Raw genomic sequence first — 17,065 nt, forward strand, 5'->3', positions numbered from 1 at the left:
TGGTGGTTCACGCGCTCATTCGTCAACTATACCAGTCGCAGGCTTTGCCCTGCTGACGGTACACATACGCTGCACCTTGCTCACCATATAAAATGCCATACCTGAATTAGAAACACATTCATCCAAAGAACAGCCACATACATGAGTACGACAACCATACAACCGACCAGCACTTTCGACCCGAACGATTTGAAGATCGCCTTCAGCAACAAAACGGACAAGGAGCTCAAACTCGCCTACTTCCTTTTTAAGATGATGGGCAAACCCACTTTGGTGAAGTTGGGCGGTGTCGCCTCGGTCTGGGCGCTCAAGCTGGGACTTCCGATCAAGGGTCTCGTGAAAGGCACCATTTACAGCCACTTCTGCGGGGGCGAAACAGCACAGGAGGCCCAGCGCGCCATCCGCCGCATGGCCAACGCCAGGGTACACACCGTGCTCGACTATGCCGCCGAAGCCAAGGAAGACGAAGCCGGGTTCGACCATGTGCTCGACGAGATCATGCGCAACATCCGGTTGGCAAAAGTGACAGGCGAGATCCCTTACATCAGCGTGAAGCTGACAGGTATAGGCTCCCGCGATATTTTCCAAAAACTGCAGGAAGGCGCGCCACTCACTACAGAAGAACAGGCCGCTTTCCAGCGTACGGAGAGTCGCCTGGATATCATTTGCAAGGCCGCTTACGAAGCCAACATTACGGTATACCTTGACGCGGAAGAAAGCTGGCTGCAGCAGCCCATGGACGAGTTGGCCGAGAAAATGATGCTGCGCTACAACGAACACCGCGCCGTGGTGTTCAACACCTTGCAGATGTACCGCACCGACCGCATCGCCTACCTCACCGATCTGCTCAAGCGAAGCGAAGGCTACGATGTGATACTGGGTATAAAAATCGTGCGCGGCGCCTACATTGAGAAAGAACAAGAACGGGCCGCCGAGCATGGCTATCCGAGCCCGGTCTTCCACATCAAAGCTGACACCGACCGCAGCTTTGACGGGGCCATTGACATCTGCCTGCAGAACCTGCACCGCGTGGAGCTTTGTGCTGCTACGCACAACGAAGCCAGCACCCGCTACCTTGTCAACCAGATCAACCGCCAGGGTATAGCCGACCACCAGAAGCGCATCCACTTTTCGCAGCTCTACGGCATGAGCGACAACCTGACCTACAACCTGGCCAACGCCGGTTTCAACGCCTCCAAATACCTGCCTTACGGCGACGTAGCTACTACCCTGCCTTATATGATCAGGAGAGCGGAGGAAAACACATCCATCGCCGGGCAAATGGGTCGGGAGTTGAGCTTGCTGGAGGCGGAGATAAAACGGAGGGGACTTTAACCCCTCCCCGACCCTCCCCTAAAAACAGGGGAGGGAGTTAGTACACCCTCGCTCGCCTCTGGCGAGTGTGAGTTACTCGGCGGACTCTGGCCGCTAGTATCTGTGCCTATCGGCACAAGTGGCGGGACGTCACTGGATAACTCACAGTCGCGGGACGCGAGCGAGGTCAAAAAGTAAAAAGAAAGGAATAAATAAAGACTCTCAACTCCCCCTCCTGTTTTTAGGAGGGAGCTGGGGGGAGGTTAAATCAACCCGATACAGCATTTTCATTCATGATCAAAAACACACCGCACACCTTCCACATCCCAGTAATGGGCCTGGCCTTTTCCATCGATTCGCCCATGAAAGTGGCGCAGTATGGTATCTCTTCGGTTGTCTCGCTCAGCGACGACACCCTGATCGAGCAGATGCGTGAATATTACAGCCAGGTATACCAGGAACCCTTCACGCCGATCACGCCAAAAGAAGAAGACTACCGTGCCCGTCGCATAACGGCCTACCTGAACCTGGCCGACCGCATCGTGAAACTCCAGGTACAGGCGCTGAAACAGGAGCCCTTTGACTCGGAATCGCGCCTGACCAAGTATTTTTTGCTGCTGCCTGACAATGCCCCGTTGAAGGCGATGTACCGGAAAATGCTGCAGACCAGCAACCCGGAGCTGAAAAGAATCATGCAGGATGAGTTACGGCAGGCGGTGGTGCCCGGAAGCATCGATGTGAACATCATGACGAAGCTCGACAAAACCAATTACGACAAAGACGGCAATCCGCTGCCATCGGAGTACTCCGACGCGCTGGCGGCGCTGCGTGGTTTTGCCAAAAGCACAGTGCATGCTTCAGTGATTTTCTCGGCAGGTATGAACATGCGCCTCTACAGTTACCTGGAGCAATTCCCGTGCTTCTTCCCAAATAAAAACGGCCACATAGAAAAGCAAGTGGTGATCAAAGTGAGCGACTACCGTTCGGCTTTCGTGCAGGGCAAGATACTGGCCAAGAAAGGCATTTGGGTATCGGAGTTCCGCATCGAGTCTGGTCTGAATTGCGGTGGCCACGCCTTCGCAACCGACGGTTACTTACTCGGCCCAATTTTGGAGGAGTTCAAGCAAAACCGACAGGCCATGCAGGACGAGCTCTATACCTTGTTCAGCAACAACCTCGCGGCTAAAGGCCTTGCTGTACCTGACACTGCGCCTACCATGCACATTACCGTGCAGGGCGGCATCGGCACGGCGGACGAGCACAACTTTTTGCTGGAGCACTATGGCATGGACGCCGCCGGATGGGGCACGCCGTTTTTGCTCGTACCCGAAGCCACCACGGTCGATGCGGACACCATGGAGAAGCTGGCCCGTGCGAAAAAAGAAGACCTATACCTGAGTCCGATCTCCCCGCTTGGCGTACCGTTCAATTCCCTGCGTGGCACTACCTCCGAGGCGCTTACGTTGGCGCGCATTGAAAAAGGCAAGCCGGGCAGTCCCTGCGAAAAGAAGCACCTGGTCTCCAACACCGAGTTCACCAAAGAACCGATCTGCACTGCCTCCCGCAAGTACCAGCGCAACAAACTGGTGGAACTGCAAGGTATGGGGATGCCGGAAGCCGAGTACAAAGCGGCTGAAGCTAAAGTGCTGGAAAAAGAATGCCTCTGCGAAGGCTTGGCCAACACTGCTCTGCTGAAGTTTGGCATCAGCCGCAAAGCCGTTGCCTCACGCCCTGTCGCGATCTGCCCTGGTCCCAACCTGGCTTACTTCTCCAACATCTTCAAACTGCAGGAAATGGTCGACCATATCTACGGCCGCGTGAACGTGCTGAACAACACCTATCGTCCGCATGTGTTCATCAACGAGCTCAGCATGTACGTACAATACTGGAAGAACAAGAAGGCTGAACTGCAGGAGACCATGACCGATAAGCAGGAGAAATACCTGCAGAGCTTCTGGCAGAACCTGCAGCAAGGTATAGCCTATTACAAAGAACTGGTGCCGACGCTTTTCAAAGACCAATTGGAGAAGCGTGTGTTGATGCTGAATGAATTACTGGAGGCTGAGAACCAGTTGCAACTGGCGAATCAGAAAATCTAACAGCACATGAGTAGAATACGATTAACCCGCCTGTTCACGTTTGAAGCCGCGCACGCCCTGCAGAATTACAAGGGTGGTTGCCGCAACATTCACGGGCATTCCTATAGGCTCGAAGTAACCATTATCGGCACTCCCATCGTGAGCGAGATGCACCCGAATGACGGCATGGTAATGGACTTCAAGGACCTCAAAAAGATCGTCCAGGAGACCATCATCGACCCGATCGACCATGCGTTACTGCTCCGTCAGGACGCGCCGCTGGAGTTGGTAGAGGCGCTCCGCCACTTGGATCATAAACTGGTGCTCACGCCGTTTCAACCGACCTGCGAGAACATGCTGATTGATTTCAAACAGCGGATCAAGCACTTGCTGCCGGATTACGTGGAGTTGCACAGCCTCAAGCTTTGGGAAACGGAGAAGTCCTTTGCAGAATGGTACGCAGCGGATAACGTATAGCCAAGAATCCTTCCCTTCAAAACCGCCCTGTTCGCCTGACTTAGGTCATGAACGGGGCGGCTTTTTTGTGTCTCCTCCATCAGGTTGTAACTGGTTTTCAGCACGATACTTTGAAACGAAGCCACTTTAAACTCGTTTTAGAGAGTTTAAACCAATACGTACGACTATGAAAAAGACACTTATAATTTTTGTTGGTATTTTCTTCTTCTCCTGTAGTTCTGACAACACCACACGCGACACCGCCGATGACGCCAATACACGTGACGCTGAAACAATAGATGAAAGCGTAGAAATCGGAGCTGGTGAAGAGGTAAGCCCACAACTTGATATGCAGGACGACACCGCGGCCTTCGACGTAGACACGGTATCGAACACAACCGATACGACTCAACAATAGCCTAACAGGCATAAAAAATCCCCGGCTTTCGCAAGGCGGGGATTTTTTGTGGGGTGTAACTCAGGTATGTTACTGATCTGCCAGCCCTACAGATCCCTTCTGGTGAAGGCCCTTCTGGAAACCAGCAGGGGTACGAGCACCCAGAGCACGAGTATCATGAAGGCGATGCCCACGCCCCACCCGCTACCAAAGATGCTCTTGTACAAAGCGCCCGTGTAGCCCATCATGGCCGAGACATCCAGGTTGAGCAGCACCATCACCCTGCCCAGATCCACCGGATTCAACGCCGTCAGCGCCAGGGTGGCGTACTCAAGCGGGTAGTCGCCAAAGGAGTAAAGGATGAAGAGTACGATGCCGTCGTAGATCAGGGCAAAGTAGAACCAGAGCATCAGCGCTATACCTATACCCTTGGCCTTGTCGCGGGTGATGACCGAGGCCAGGAAGGCCAGGGCCACGAAGATGAAGGTGATGAACACACCCGTCAGCACCAGGTACAGGCCTGTGGCGCCCGGCGCGAACAGCAATACCGGTATACCTACGCCGATCAGAAAAGCGGCGGATAGCGAGAGGGACACGCCCAGGTACTCACTCATGAAGATCTTGCTGCGGCGGATAGGCTGCGACACCAGCAGCTCCATGAACTCGTAGGAGTTGTAGAAGTGGGTGGTGGCGAAGACTATGCTGATCAGGGGCACGGTCAGCAGCACCAGATTGAGCAAACTCAGCAAACCCTTGTCCGGGCTGCCGCCCAGGTTGAAAAGGCCGATGGAGAGCAACAGCAGGAACAAGGTATAGGCGACGATGATCTTGCTGCGCAAAATGTCATACAGTACGTACTTGATGATCTTGTTCATGGCTTATTGCATCCTCCCTTCGTTCATGATTTTAGCGACCGCGCGGCTCAGGCGTGTTTCCTGCGTTTGCGCCTTCAGGTCAGAAATAGTTTCATAGAACATCACGTTGCCGTCTACCAGGCAGAGTATCTCATCGGCCACTTCCTCAATCTCGCTCATCACATGCGAGGTAATGAGCACCAGCTTTCCTTTCTTTTTCTCTTTCAGGATTTTGCCTTTCAAAATCTCCGCCGAGATCGGGTCGAGGCCGGCAGTAGGTTCGTCCAGAATCAGGATCTGCGGGTCGAAGAGGAAGGCCAGCGCGGCGCTTACTTTCTGCTTCGTGCCGCCCGACAGGGAGCCCATTCTTTTGTCGTACATCTCTTCCAGCCTGTACAAACCGATCAGTTCTTCGTCAACGGCGGCCTTTTTGCGGATGTCGCGCACCATCTCGATCACCTGCCGGATCTTCATGTTCTCCGGGTACTTCCCGATCTGGGGCATGTAGCCGATCTGGCTGCGGTAGAGGTGCTTTTTGAGCACACTCTCGCCGTTTATTTTGATATCGCCGCTGTCGGGCAGCACCATGCCCAGGATGCACTTGCTCATGGTGGTCTTGCCTGCCCCGTTCGGGCCTATGATCGATATCACTTTACCTTCTTCGAGCTCAACGCTCACGCCACGGAGCACTTGCAGTTTGCCGTAGGACTTGTACAAATTCTCTATTGTTATCATGATCTATCTTCTTCATTAGCGGCTGTTCGTCAACCAGGGTTTGGGGGATGATACTCGGCATTACTTTTTCCATGTTGTCCAGCAGGTCTACCATAAAGCTGCGCATGAACATGATGGAAGGCGGCACCTGCTCCACCAGCATGGAGTACAGACTCACCGGCCGGTACGGCACATCGCCTACGCCGTCTTTATCCAGGTCGTAACCCGTGTACTTGTCCCAGTAGTTGTGCTCAAAGTAATTGTGCTGCGCATTCCCGTTGGTACTGATGTCAAAAGAGTTACCAGTAAAGTTGTTCAACCGGAAAGTATCATCTATACACGTGGTCATCAATTTGATAGCCCAGCCGTTGCGCTCAAAGTCATTGTTTTTGAAATCCAGGCGGCTGGAGCTTTCCATGTGTATACCGGTGGTGTTGCGCCGGAAAATGTTGTTGTGAATAAAACTGTTGTTTATTTCTTTCAGGAGGAGCCCGTAGGAGGCGGCACCCCAGTTGTCCTCGAAGGTGTTATACTCCATGTGGACGTTGGTGGTATACATCACGGCCACACCGGCACCGTTCTTCCGGAAGGTGTTATGTGTGTACACGTTGTTATCCGAGAACATGAAGTGCAGGCCATAGCGCATGTTTTGGCGACTGGTGTTACGCACTACCTTGCTGTTCTTCACCGTCTCCAGGTAGATGCCGTCCCGGTGGCCCTGCACATCATTCCCGATGATCTGCACGTCATCTGTGTAGTAAAGGTGGATGGCGTTGCCAAGCGAGGACTCAGTCTTGCCCAGATTCTCCCCCTTTATCACGTTGTCTTTAATTACGATACTGTCCGAGTACTGCAGGTATATCCCGAAGTAGGTCTTCAGGATGGTATTGTTCAGTATCCGGATATTGTTCTGCTGCCTGACCCGGATGGCCGCATCATCGCGGGTATAGCTGGTAGCCACGTTTTGCAGCGTGAAGCCCTGGATCGTGACATTGTCAGAAGCCACCGTAATGATCTGGCCGCTGTTGTTGCCGTCTATCACCGGGTTGTTTTGCCCGATCAGGCGGATGGGTTGGGTGATGGTTATACCTGACTCTTTGTACGTGCCTCCATCCACAAGCACCACATCGCCGGCTTTCGCCTTGCTGACGGCCTCTTTCACGGAGCGGTACTCGCAGGTAGAGCACACCTTTAGTGTGCCACCGACAGCCTGCAGGCTCGTCAGCAGCAGCACGAAGGCGCATGCCGTCCAGATGATGATATGTTTACTCGGGTCTTTCATTATTTCTTACGGCTTGTTTAACTTCCTCCCAGTTCAGCAGGCGGCCCCCATACTCCTGTTGCATCTTGTTGGCCGTCGCCTCGTCCGCCACAGCAGTCAGGAACATGCCCATGGGACTGGGCAGTTCTGCGCTTTGCAGAAAGTGCGCCTTGTCCACCTCAATCAGTGTATTCGGGTTGGCAAAGTCTGTTACCAGCAGATAAGCCGCTTTGTCGCTTATCTCAGCCTGTTCCAGGGTATAAGACGCCAGGCACTCGGCCGCATCGAAGTAAAAAGCCTTTCCTTTGTCGTTCACCAGTTCAGCGCCATACCGGTTGTCCGACACGGTCATCTGGCAATGGGTGCAATTGGCCTCACCATAAGGCACAGGTTTTGGCTCCACTGAGCAGCCCGCAGTTCCAAAAAGTAGGAGTAGGAGGCTCAGTGTGTAAAGGGTGGGATTGTGTAACATGTCGAAGATTTTCGGGTTAAGTAGAATTGATTTTACGCCTGCTCAATAGGTATACGAGTCCGCCTATGACGATAGCCAGGAAGATGCCTATGCTCCCCCAGGCGGGCAGCGAGAGCGCATTGAAGTTGAGTAGTGCTTTGTGGCCCAGCAGGGGCGGAATATACGTCATGCCTGGTACTTTGATCGGAGCAGTCGGATCGAGGTTGGTTCCGAATTTGTACAGCCACCAGTAGAAGTCGGCAATACCGACAGCGCCAGCTACAGCCAACAGGATAACCCAGTACAGCACCAGATTCCTCCTGCCAAGCAGCCCCACGATCACGCCCGTCACCATAAAGAAAATGACAATATAGGGTATATACTTGAGCTCGGCAAAAGATTCGGGGTGAATGGCCTCCATTCCGATGTAGTGATTCAGGATATTGAAATTCTGCAGCACGTGGTCCGAGCTGCCGCCCAATTTGTTTATCCAGATGTGCAGTTCTAATCCCTCGGGATATTGCGGCGCCTCCAAGTATATCTTCCACATTGGGAAAAAAAACAGTGTGCCTAGTGACAAAGCTGCCACTACCATCAATATTCTCAGGTATATGCGCATCTTTTCCTATTTAGTTCGGAGGTATAAAAAGACAGCGAAGCCTGGTTTTAACAAACTCCGCTGTCCTTCACAATCAGCTAATCTTAGTTAACACTTGCCTGGGCCGGTGGAACCGGTCGCTTCTCGCCAGTCGAGAACTTGATGGGAACGTTAGATCCCCTTGGCGACACCCGCACATAGCCCTGCATTTCCTGGTGGAGGGCGGAACAGAAGTCCGTACAGTAGAACGGATATACGCCTGCCTGCTTCGGCACCCAGCGCAGCGACTGCGTGGCGCCCGGCATGATCAGGGCCTCTGAGTTGTTAGCACCCATCACGGCAAATCCATGCGGCACGTCCCAGTCCTGCTCGAGGTTGGTCACGTGGAAGATAACGGTATCGCCTACCTGCACACCTTCGATGTTGTCTGGTGTAAAGTGGCTTCGGATGGAGGTCATTTTAATTTTCACTGTCCTGCCATTGCGCGTCACACTCACGTCCGACTCCTTTTTCACGGCGTCCGGGTGGGTGTTCTCACCAAGTTTGAAGAACTTGACGCTATTTGGCGCCACTTTATCCGCCGCAATGGCCTGCGCGTAATGCGGTTCAGCCAGGGTCGGAAAGTCTAGCAGCAGCCTCATTTTCTCGCCGCTGATATCGATCAGTTGGGCAGAGTGTACCAGTTCAGGTCCGGTTGGCAGGTAGCGGTCTTTGGTGATCTTGTTCATGGCCACCAGGTATTTGCCGTTTGGCTCCTTGGTATCGCCACCCGGAATCATTAGATGGCCCGGCGAGTAATAAACCGGAATTCTATCCAATACCTGCAGGTCTTTCACATTCCACTTCACCACTTCCGATGACACGAACATGGTAGAGTAACCGTTGCCTTTGTTGTCGAACTCGGTGTGCAATGGTCCCAGGCCCGGCTCTTTTACTTCGCCGTATAGTACAGACTCGTACTTGAATACCGGAATACCGTTCACCTCACCGTCAAAGTCCTTGTTCTCGATGGCTTTCTGCATTTTAGAGAAGGAGAACACCGGCAATGACGAAGCCAGCTTACCATTCACCACCATGTACTCCCCTGTCGGGTCCACGTCGATGCCGTGCGGCGACTTAGGCGCCGGAATCAGGTACATCATGCCCGGGCATTCTTCTGGTAGCAGGTAACGGACCTTTTTTATAACGTTAGACTTTGCGATGTGCGAACCGTGGTCCATCGTGTTGTGGTAATAGTTGGCTGGCATCTCATGCGCCTTTCCTTCTGCTGCATACTTGGCAGCCAGTTTCCAGTTAATGGCCGCCAGGTAGTCGCGGTCGTTTTGCGAGGCGCCCAGTTCCTTCAAGGTACGGGCTCTCTCCGTGTTGTAAGTCGTAAAGAATACCCAATCCTCAGAAGGTCCTTTACCACCGTTAGCCAGGTCATAGTCAAAACCGGGCACCAGCACCTGGAAGTCCAGCTCCATGTGGCCGTCCTCTTCATTTGTTTTGATGAAAGAGATAGAGCCGCGGAACTTGTCTTTATACTCCTCCAGACTTGCATCTCCCATTCCACCTTTTTCCAGATCGAGTGGAACCGAGAAACGGGTACCGGCCAGAATGTATTCGTTGTTGTTGGTAGGGTATGGCGAGCAGTGGTTACCGGCAGAGTTCGGTATTTCCATGATCTCCACTGTTTCAAAAGTAGTCAGATCCACTTTTGCCACACGTGGCGTGTTGTTGCCGTTCACATAAAGGAACTTACCATCCGCCAGACCATCGGTTCGCGACAGCTTCGGGTGGTGCAGGTCATCCCAGGGCACAAAACCATGCGAGGTCATCAGCATTGGTTTTGTTTCCTCGTTGTAGCCGTAGCCGTTTTCGGCAAACTGGGAGAAAACTGGAATTACCTTCAGCAGCCTGCCCGAAGGAAGGCCGTATACTGATACCTGCCCGTTAAAACCTCCAGAAAGGAAAGAATAATACTCGTCGTGCTGTCCTGGTGGAACATAAACTGCACTTGAGGCCTCAGAGTCCACTGCATCTGATTTCTGACTTCCTTCCCCTCCTCCACATCCCTGCAGTACCACACCCGCCATCAGCGTAAACAAAACGCCAATGCCGGGTGCTGTCATTTTGAATTTGCGGTCAATTACTTTCATGATCTCTAGGGTTTAATTATTTTCCTTGTGCCTGGAGGTCATTCTGTCTTAAGAACTCCAGTATAGCGCGTGCGTCCTGCTCGTTAATGTTCTGGTTGGTCATTTGCGTCAGGTGCTCAGCCAATAGTTTTTTGGCGGTGGGGTCTTTTTTGGTCATCTCCTCCGGGTTGATCACCATGTTCATGATCCACTCCGGCTTGCGTTTTTCTGTTACACCCAACAAGCCAGGGCCAACAATTTTCTGGTCAGTGAGCTGGTGGCAGGCAGAACATTTCCCTTCAAATATTGTCTTTCCCTCAGCGGCCAGGGCATCATCAATGTTCTCACTTACTTCTATCGAAGAAACTGGTCCTATACCTTTGCCATCATCCTCTACAGGGGCCTGCTCCTGCTGGTGAGCCAGCCCGGTTTGCTCCTGTGACTCAGTTGCATTTTTTTCATTATCACCTGATGAACAACTAAAAAGCAGAGTGCCACAAAAAAGGGCCACAACGCCATACCTGATAGATCCAGGCAATTGATCTCGCAGTAATTTGTTTAATGAATAAGACTGATTTGTCATAGTTTTGATGGTTTAGTTGGATTACTATTAAACATTACTGCGATTGTGTACGCACTATAGTGCTTACGGTTTATTCCGGAGGCGTTTCCTATGCCCTTCCAGCATGCTCCAACTGCTTAGTTTTTAACACTTTTCCTGTCTGCGGAGGCGGAAATCCGGAAGTAGAAGAACTCCCTAACCGGTCGAGAAAGGCTTTGGCTAAAACGCAAAAGAGCGCCGGCCCTTCGACCTGCGCTCTTTTGCACACAAACACTGTTAGTTTTTATTATGCAGAAACGGGGATGTGTTATTTCTTACAGGTCCCGCTTCTGAAACACCCTTCTGGAGCTCAGCAAAGGAATAAATACCCACAGCACCATCACACCAAACGATAGGCCAATCCCCCACATGCTGCCGAAGATGCTCTTGTAAAGGGCACCCGTATAGCCCATCAGCGCCGACACGTCCAGGTTGAGCAGCACCATGATGCGGCCCAGGTCCACCGGATTCAGCGCCGTCAGCGCCAGGGTGGCGTACTCCAATGGGTAGTCGCCGAAGGAGTAGAGGATGAAGAGCACGATGCCGTCGTAGATCAGGGCGAAGTAGAACCAGAGCAGCAGGGCTATACCTATACCTTTGGCCTTGTCGCGGGTGATGACCGAGGCCAGAAAAGCCAAGGCCACGAAGATGAAGGTGATGAACACGCCCGTCAGCACCAGGTACAGACCTGTGGCGCCCGGGGCGAACAGCAATACCGGTATACCTATGCCAATCAGGATCGCGGCTGACAAGGACAAGGTTACGCCCAGGTACTCACTCATGAAGATCTTGCTGCGTTTGATGGGTTGGGACACCAGCAGCTCCATGAACTCGTAGGAGTTGTAGAAGTGGGTGGTAGCAAAAACGATGCTGATCAGGGGCACGGTCAGCAGCACCAGGTTCAGCAAACTCAGCAGACCCTTGTCCGGACTACTGCCCAGGTTGAAAAGGCCGATGGAAAGCAACAGCAGGAACAAGGTATAGGCCACTACGATCTTGTTCCGGATAATGTCATACAGTACGTACTTGATGATCTTGTTCATGGTCTAGTCCTCTTCATTCATAATTTTGGCAATGGCACGGCTCAGGCGCTCCTCGTTGGTGTTCTGCTTGATACCGGAGATCGTGTCGTGGAATTTCACGGCGCCGTCCATCAGGCACATCACCTCGTCGGCCACTTCCTCCACCTCGCTCATGATGTGTGAGGTGATCAGGATGAGCTTGCCCTTTTTCTTTTCTTTCAGGATCTTACACTTGAGTATCTCCGCCGAGATCGGATCCAGACCGGCGGTTGGTTCATCGAGAATAAGCACCTGCGGGTCGAACATGAAGGCCAGTGCCGCACTCACTTTCTGCTTCGTGCCGCCCGACAGGGAGCCCATTCTTTTGTCATACATATTTTGGAGGCCATAGAGGCCAATCAGTTCTTCGTCAATCACGGTGGCGTCTTTGCGGATGTCGCGCACCATCTCGATCACCTGCCGGATCTTCATGTTCTCGGGGTACTTCCCGATCTGGGGCATGTAGCCGATCTGGCTGCGATAGGCGAACTTATTCAGCACGCTCTCCCCGTTAAATTTAATGTCGCCGCTGTCGGGCAGCACCATGCCCAGGATGCACTTGCTCATGGTGGTTTTGCCTGCCCCGTTCGGTCCGATTATGGATACTACACGGCCGCCGTCAAAGTTCACGCTCAGGTTATCGAGCACAACCAGCTTACCGTAGGTTTTGGACAAGTTTTCTATCGCTATCATGATTTATCTTCTTCATTTGAGGTCGGTCATCGACCAGACTTTCAGGTATAAAACTCGGCAGCACCCGCTCAATACTATCCATCAGGTCTACCATAAAACTGCGCATAAACATCACCGAAGGCGGCACCCGCTCTACCAGCATGGAGTACAGACTCACCGGCCGGTAGGGCACATCGCCTATCTTGTCTTTGTCGAGGTCGTAGCCACTGTATTTGTCCCAGTAGTTGTTCTCGAACAGGTTCATGGTCGGGCTGCCGTTGGTGCTCACATCAAAGGAGTTGCCGGTAAAGTTGTTGAGCCGGAACGTATCCTGAATGCAGCTGGACAGCAGGCGTATGGCCCAACCGTTGCGGTCGAAGTCGTTGCTGGTGATGTCGAGCCGGCTGGAACTTTCCATGTAGATGCCGGTGGTGTTTCTGCGGAACGTGTTGTTGAGGATTACACTCTGTGAGATATCCTTCAGGAGGAGTCCGTAGGCGGCTGCCCCCCAGTTGTCCTCAAAGGTATTGTGCTCCATGCGAACGTTGCGGGTATACATCACCGCCACGCCGGCCCCGTTCTTGCTGAAAGTATTGTGGGTGTACACGTTGCCATCCGAGAACATAAAGTGCAGCCCGTAACGGTTGTTGCGCTCGCTGATGTTGCTGTGCACCCGGCTGTTGGTGACGTATTCAAAATAGATACCGTCCCGGTGTCCCTCTACTTTGTTGTTGCTTATTTCAGCTCCGTCGGTGCGCCACACGTGTATGGCGTTGCCGAGTGAGGATTCGATCTTGCCGGTGTTCTCCCCTTTCACCACGTTGCCCTTCACCACGCTGTTGTCAGCGTTCTGCAGGTATATCCCGAAGTAGGTGTTGAGCACGGTGTTGTTGAGAATCTGGATGTTCTCGCGGTCGGCCACCCGGATGGCGGCGTCGTCGCGCATGTAGCTCACGGCCACGTTTTGAATGGTGAAGCCCTCTAACTTCACATTGGAGGATTTGATGGTGATGATCTGACCGCTGTTGCGGCCGTCAATCACCGGGTTGTTGCGCCCGATCAAACTGATGGGCCGGGTGATTTCTATACCTGACTCCAGGTATACGCCTCCATCCACGAGCACCACATCGCCGGCTTTCGCCTGCCTGACGGCCTCTTTCACGGAGTGGTACTCACAGGTGTTGCATACCTTTAGTGTATCGCCGAGTGCCACAGGGCTACCCAGCAGCCACACCAAAGCGCATGCTGACCAAACTACTAAATATTTACTCAGGTTTTTCATTGTTCTTTACGGCTATCAGAGCCTCTTCCCAGTTCAGCAGGCGACCGCCTACTTCCTGTTGCATTTTAGTGGCTGCGGCTTGATCGGCCACAGCGGTCAGGAACATGCCCATCGGGCTTGGGAGTTCTTTGCTCTGTATAAAACTGACGCTTCGTGCGTCGATCAGTTCGCCTGGCTTTGTGAAATCTGTCACCAGCACAAAGGCGGCTTTTTCTGCCTGCTCCGGGTTTTGGTCTAGGTATTGGGCCAGGCACTCGGCTGAATCGAAGTAAAACGCCTTGCCTTTGTCATTGACCAGCTCTGCGCCATACCGGTTGTCCGAAACAGTCATCTGGCAGTGGGTGCAGTTCACCTCACCGTAGGCGATGGGCTTTGGCTCTACCTGGCAACCGGCCAGCAGCAGTATGACCAAAAGCACCAGGCAGCTCAGGTATAGGTTCAGTGATTTCATGCCATTACTCTCTTAGCTGTTTTCACTTGCACCGTGTTGCGGCTGAAGTAGAATACCAGGCCTGCCAGCAGTATGGCCAATCCTATTCCCAGGCTACCCAAAGCGGGCAGCGACAAGGCTTCGAAATTGAGCAGTGTCTTGTTTCCGAGCAGTGGTGGCACATAAGTCATACCGGGTACTTTAATCGGGGCAGTCGGGTCGAGGTTGGTACCGAATTTAACCAGCCACAGGTAGAAGTCGGCTATACCTACAGCGCCGCCTATCATCAGCAGCACGGTCCAGGAGAGGACCAGTTTTCTGTTGCCCAGCAGGGCTACCAGTATACCTGCCACCATAAAGAAGATGACGATGTAAGGCATGATCTTGAGTTCGGCGAAAGAGTCGGCGTGGATAGGCTCCATACCGATGTAGTGGTTTAGAATATTGAAGTTCTGGATCGCTCCATCCGTGTCACCTGAAATCTTGTTCACCCAGATATGCATCTCCAGTCCTTCCGGATACTGTGGAGCTTTGAGGTAGATCTTCCACATCGGGAAGAGGAATAACAAACCGAGAGACAGCGAGGCTATCATCATCAGCACTTTGTGGTAAGCTTTCATCCTTTTTTAGTTTAAGGTGAAAATTTAAAAATTAAGCGGAGGCTGCTTTGGGCAACCTCCGCTTTTGTTTTGCCCAGCTTTTAACTTCTGGTTAATTATACCTTCTGGTTAAGCAGCAGGCTTCTTTTTGCCTGTAGAGAAGGAAATCGGCACAGGAGATCCCTTAGGAGATACTCTGATGTAACCTTGCATTTCCTGGTGTAGTGCAGAGCAGAAGTCGGTGCAGTAGAATGGGAACACACCGGCTTTCTTCGGTACCCAGCGCAGCGTTTGCGTAGCGCCCGGCATGATCAGCGTTTCGGCTGTGTTGGCGCCCATCACCGCGAAGCCGTGCGGTACGTCCCAGTCTTGCTCGAGGTTGGTCACGTGGAAGAGTACGGTGTCACCTACCTGCACACCTTCGATGTTGTCCGGGGTCATGTGGCTACGGATGGCCGTCATTTTCACTCTCACGACGTTGCCTTCGCGGGTCACGCTGGCGTCAGACTCTTTCTTCACCGCATGTGGGTGCTTGTTCTTGGCCAGGTCGTAGAATTTCACACTGTTAGGCGCTACTTTCTCAGCTTTAATAGCCTGTGCGTAGTGCGGTTCAGCTACGGTCGGGAAGTCAAGGAGCATGCGCATTTTCTCGCCGCTGATGTCGATCAACTGGGCAGAGTGCGCCAGCTCAGGACCGGTTGGCAGGTAGCGGTCTTTGGTGATCTTGTTCATCGCTACCAGGTACTTGCCATCAGGAGTGTGCGTGTCACCACCAGGGATCATCAAGTGACCAACTGAGTAGTAAACCGGCATTCTGTCCACTACGGTGAAGTCGCTCAATTTCCATTTCACGATCTCAGAAGACACGAACATGGAGGTATAGGCGTTGCCTTTTCCGTCAAACTCGGTGTGCAATGGTCCAAGACCTGGCTCCGGCACTTCTGCTTTCAGCACAGACTCGTATTTGAACACTGGGATACCGTTGATCTCGCCGTCGAAAGACTTGTTCTTGATGGCTTCCTGCATTTTAGAGAAAGAGAACACCGGGATGGTGGCAGCCAGTTTACCGCTCACGACCATGTGCTCGCCGCTTGGGTCCACGTCGATACCGTGTGGTGACTTAGGCGCAGGGATCAGGTACATCATACCAGGGCAGTCCTCCGGAAGCAGGTAGCGAACCGTCTTCTTAATTGTAGACTTGGCGATGTGCGTATCCTTGTCCATTTTGTTGTGGTAGTAGTAGGCTGGCATTTCCTTCGCCTTGCCTTCTGCGGCATACTTGGCAGCCAGTTTCCAGTTCACAGCAGCCAGGTAGTCGCGGTCGTTCTGCGATGCACCCAGTTCTTTCAGTGTACCTGAACGTTCTGTGTTATAGGTGGTGAAGAACACCCAGTCAGAAGACGGGCCTTTGCCACCGTTGGCCAGGTCGTAGTCGAACCCTGGTACCAGGATCTGGAAGTCGAGTTCCATGTCACCTTTCTCCTGGTCCACCTTAATGAAGGAGATAGAACCGCGGAACTTGTCCTTGTACTCGTCCATGCTCACGTCAGCTGTGCCGCCTTTCATATCGAGTGGCACAGAGAAGCGTGTACCTGCAATCACATACTCGTTGTTATCGGTTGGGTATGGCGAGCAGTGGTTACCGGCAGAGTTCGGGATCTCCATGATCTCTACTGTCTCGAAGGTAGTCAGGTCGACACGGGCCACACGTGGGGTGTTGTTACCGTTGGCAAACAGCCAACGACCGTCGGTCATACCGTTGGTGCGTGACAATTTCGGGTGGTGCAAGTCGTCCCAGGGCACAAAACCGTGTGAGGTGTTGAGCATGGCCTTGGACTCCTCGTTGTAGCCGTAGCCGTTCTCGCCGTGCTGCGTGAACACCGGAATGATCTTCAGCAGTCGGCCGGAAGGAAGTCCGTACACAGACATCTGTCCGTTAAAACCGCCTGACAGGAAAGAGTAGTACTCGTCATGCTTGCCAGGGGCTACGTACACTGCCTGCGCAGCGTCTGAGGCAACACCTGCAGCCGTGGCGCTACCTTCGCCAGGTCCGCTGCTGCAACCCTGCAGTACCGCACCGCCGGCCAGTGCCAGCGTAAAGGCCGCAGCAGGAGCTGCTTTTTTGATGGTGGTGAATAATGATTTCATCGTGGTTATGGTTTTTGCTGTTTTTTTGG

Annotated in this window: 17 protein-coding genes; 4 read left to right on the plus strand and 13 right to left on the minus strand. The window is 52.9% G+C overall.

From position 1 onward, the window contains the following. The first annotated feature begins 141 nt into the window (after nucleotides 1-141). From IEV97_RS08385 to IEV97_RS08400, 4 genes are all read left to right on the plus strand, one after another. The gene (locus tag IEV97_RS08385) at nucleotides 142-1,335 is read left to right on the plus strand and encodes a proline dehydrogenase family protein (RefSeq protein WP_229733861.1); all 1,194 of its coding nucleotides are present in this window, start codon (nucleotides 142-144) and stop codon (nucleotides 1,333-1,335) included. Nucleotides 1,336-1,607: 272 nt separating this feature from the next. Further along, nucleotides 1,608-3,413 (plus strand): hypothetical protein, encoded by a 1,806-nt coding sequence (locus IEV97_RS08390; protein WP_188501079.1) that lies wholly within the window; start codon nucleotides 1,608-1,610, stop codon nucleotides 3,411-3,413. A 6-nt stretch (nucleotides 3,414-3,419) separates the two neighbouring features. Beyond that, complete coding sequence (locus IEV97_RS08395; protein WP_188501080.1) at nucleotides 3,420-3,869, plus strand: 6-pyruvoyl trahydropterin synthase family protein; 450 nt, start codon at nucleotides 3,420-3,422, stop codon at nucleotides 3,867-3,869. Between the two features lie 166 nt (nucleotides 3,870-4,035). Then, nucleotides 4,036-4,266: a hypothetical protein gene (locus IEV97_RS08400; RefSeq protein WP_188501081.1), complete on the plus strand. Its 231-nt coding sequence runs from the start codon at nucleotides 4,036-4,038 to the stop codon at nucleotides 4,264-4,266. Between the two features lie 86 nt (nucleotides 4,267-4,352). Here IEV97_RS08400 and IEV97_RS08405 read toward each other — a convergent pair whose 3' ends face one another. The 13 genes from IEV97_RS08405 to nosZ (IEV97_RS08465) all read right to left on the minus strand — a co-directional run bounded on the left by IEV97_RS08405 (nucleotide 4,353) and on the right by nosZ (IEV97_RS08465) (nucleotide 17,036). Then, on the minus strand, nucleotides 4,353-5,120 hold the full coding sequence (locus IEV97_RS08405; protein ID WP_188501082.1) for an ABC transporter permease subunit: 768 nt from the start codon (nucleotides 5,118-5,120) through the stop codon (nucleotides 4,353-4,355). Nucleotides 5,121-5,123: 3 nt separating this feature from the next. After that, complete coding sequence (locus IEV97_RS08410) at nucleotides 5,124-5,834, minus strand: ABC transporter ATP-binding protein (RefSeq protein WP_188501083.1); 711 nt, start codon at nucleotides 5,832-5,834, stop codon at nucleotides 5,124-5,126. Further along, nucleotides 5,767-7,095, minus strand: a complete 1,329-nt coding sequence (locus tag IEV97_RS08415; protein ID WP_188501084.1) for a nitrous oxide reductase family maturation protein NosD — start codon at nucleotides 7,093-7,095, stop codon at nucleotides 5,767-5,769. The genes IEV97_RS08410 and IEV97_RS08415 overlap by 68 nt, the downstream gene beginning before the upstream one ends. After that, nucleotides 7,079-7,477, minus strand: a complete 399-nt coding sequence (locus tag IEV97_RS08420) for a nitrous oxide reductase accessory protein NosL (protein WP_229733862.1) — start codon at nucleotides 7,475-7,477, stop codon at nucleotides 7,079-7,081. Before IEV97_RS08420 ends, IEV97_RS08415 begins: the two co-directional genes overlap by 17 nt. 85 nt (nucleotides 7,478-7,562) lie before the next feature. Further along, nucleotides 7,563-8,144: a hypothetical protein gene (locus IEV97_RS08425; protein WP_188501086.1), complete on the minus strand. Its 582-nt coding sequence runs from the start codon at nucleotides 8,142-8,144 to the stop codon at nucleotides 7,563-7,565. 83 nt (nucleotides 8,145-8,227) lie between these two features. Then, nucleotides 8,228-10,264 (minus strand): Sec-dependent nitrous-oxide reductase, encoded by a 2,037-nt coding sequence (gene nosZ / locus IEV97_RS08430; RefSeq protein WP_188501087.1) that lies wholly within the window; start codon nucleotides 10,262-10,264, stop codon nucleotides 8,228-8,230. A 16-nt stretch (nucleotides 10,265-10,280) separates the two neighbouring features. Next, on the minus strand, nucleotides 10,281-10,781 hold the full coding sequence (locus IEV97_RS08435) for a c-type cytochrome (RefSeq protein WP_229733864.1): 501 nt from the start codon (nucleotides 10,779-10,781) through the stop codon (nucleotides 10,281-10,283). Nucleotides 10,782-11,119: 338 nt separating this feature from the next. After that, nucleotides 11,120-11,887: an ABC transporter permease subunit gene (locus IEV97_RS08440; RefSeq protein ID WP_188501088.1), complete on the minus strand. Its 768-nt coding sequence runs from the start codon at nucleotides 11,885-11,887 to the stop codon at nucleotides 11,120-11,122. 3 nt (nucleotides 11,888-11,890) lie between these two features. Next, complete coding sequence (locus tag IEV97_RS08445) at nucleotides 11,891-12,598, minus strand: ABC transporter ATP-binding protein (protein WP_188501089.1); 708 nt, start codon at nucleotides 12,596-12,598, stop codon at nucleotides 11,891-11,893. Beyond that, nucleotides 12,561-13,859 carry a nitrous oxide reductase family maturation protein NosD gene (locus IEV97_RS08450; protein WP_188501090.1) on the minus strand — a complete coding sequence of 433 codons (1,299 nt, stop codon included), beginning with the start codon at nucleotides 13,857-13,859 and terminating at the stop codon, nucleotides 12,561-12,563. The genes IEV97_RS08445 and IEV97_RS08450 overlap by 38 nt, the downstream gene beginning before the upstream one ends. After that, nucleotides 13,843-14,310, minus strand: coding sequence for a nitrous oxide reductase accessory protein NosL (locus IEV97_RS08455; RefSeq protein ID WP_188501091.1), 468 nt, complete (start codon nucleotides 14,308-14,310; stop codon nucleotides 13,843-13,845). Before IEV97_RS08455 ends, IEV97_RS08450 begins: the two co-directional genes overlap by 17 nt. After that, on the minus strand, nucleotides 14,307-14,909 hold the full coding sequence (locus IEV97_RS08460) for a hypothetical protein (RefSeq protein WP_188501092.1): 603 nt from the start codon (nucleotides 14,907-14,909) through the stop codon (nucleotides 14,307-14,309). The genes IEV97_RS08455 and IEV97_RS08460 overlap by 4 nt, the downstream gene beginning before the upstream one ends. 108 nt (nucleotides 14,910-15,017) lie before the next feature. Then, nucleotides 15,018-17,036: a Sec-dependent nitrous-oxide reductase gene (gene nosZ, locus IEV97_RS08465; RefSeq protein WP_188501093.1), complete on the minus strand. Its 2,019-nt coding sequence runs from the start codon at nucleotides 17,034-17,036 to the stop codon at nucleotides 15,018-15,020. Nucleotides 17,037-17,065: the final 29 nt, after the last annotated feature.

It is taken from the genome of Pontibacter amylolyticus (assembly GCF_014638845.1).
Taxonomy (GTDB): domain Bacteria; phylum Bacteroidota; class Bacteroidia; order Cytophagales; family Hymenobacteraceae; genus Pontibacter; species Pontibacter amylolyticus.

What these genes read in the sequence shown, in the direction of transcription:
- IEV97_RS08455 (WP_188501091.1), bottom strand. Translation starts at nt 14,310, where the DNA reads ATGAAATCACTGAACCTATACCTGAGCTGCCTGGTGCTTTTGGTCATA.
- nosZ (WP_188501087.1), bottom strand. Translation starts at nt 10,264, where the DNA reads ATGAAAGTAATTGACCGCAAATTCAAAATGACAGCACCCGGCATTGGC.
- IEV97_RS08460 (WP_188501092.1), bottom strand. Translation starts at nt 14,909, where the DNA reads ATGAAAGCTTACCACAAAGTGCTGATGATGATAGCCTCGCTGTCTCTC.
- IEV97_RS08450 (WP_188501090.1), bottom strand. Translation starts at nt 13,859, where the DNA reads ATGAAAAACCTGAGTAAATATTTAGTAGTTTGGTCAGCATGCGCTTTG.
- nosZ (WP_188501093.1), bottom strand. Translation starts at nt 17,036, where the DNA reads ATGAAATCATTATTCACCACCATCAAAAAAGCAGCTCCTGCTGCGGCC.
- IEV97_RS08405 (WP_188501082.1), bottom strand. Translation starts at nt 5,120, where the DNA reads ATGAACAAGATCATCAAGTACGTACTGTATGACATTTTGCGCAGCAAG.
- IEV97_RS08440 (WP_188501088.1), bottom strand. Translation starts at nt 11,887, where the DNA reads ATGAACAAGATCATCAAGTACGTACTGTATGACATTATCCGGAACAAG.
- IEV97_RS08400 (WP_188501081.1), top strand. Translation starts at nt 4,036, where the DNA reads ATGAAAAAGACACTTATAATTTTTGTTGGTATTTTCTTCTTCTCCTGT.
- IEV97_RS08415 (WP_188501084.1), bottom strand. Translation starts at nt 7,095, where the DNA reads ATGAAAGACCCGAGTAAACATATCATCATCTGGACGGCATGCGCCTTC.
- IEV97_RS08395 (WP_188501080.1), top strand. Translation starts at nt 3,420, where the DNA reads ATGAGTAGAATACGATTAACCCGCCTGTTCACGTTTGAAGCCGCGCAC.
- IEV97_RS08410 (WP_188501083.1), bottom strand. Translation starts at nt 5,834, where the DNA reads ATGATAACAATAGAGAATTTGTACAAGTCCTACGGCAAACTGCAAGTG.
- IEV97_RS08390 (WP_188501079.1), top strand. Translation starts at nt 1,608, where the DNA reads ATGATCAAAAACACACCGCACACCTTCCACATCCCAGTAATGGGCCTG.
- IEV97_RS08445 (WP_188501089.1), bottom strand. Translation starts at nt 12,598, where the DNA reads ATGATAGCGATAGAAAACTTGTCCAAAACCTACGGTAAGCTGGTTGTG.
- IEV97_RS08425 (WP_188501086.1), bottom strand. Translation starts at nt 8,144, where the DNA reads ATGCGCATATACCTGAGAATATTGATGGTAGTGGCAGCTTTGTCACTA.
- IEV97_RS08385 (WP_229733861.1), top strand. Translation starts at nt 142, where the DNA reads ATGAGTACGACAACCATACAACCGACCAGCACTTTCGACCCGAACGAT.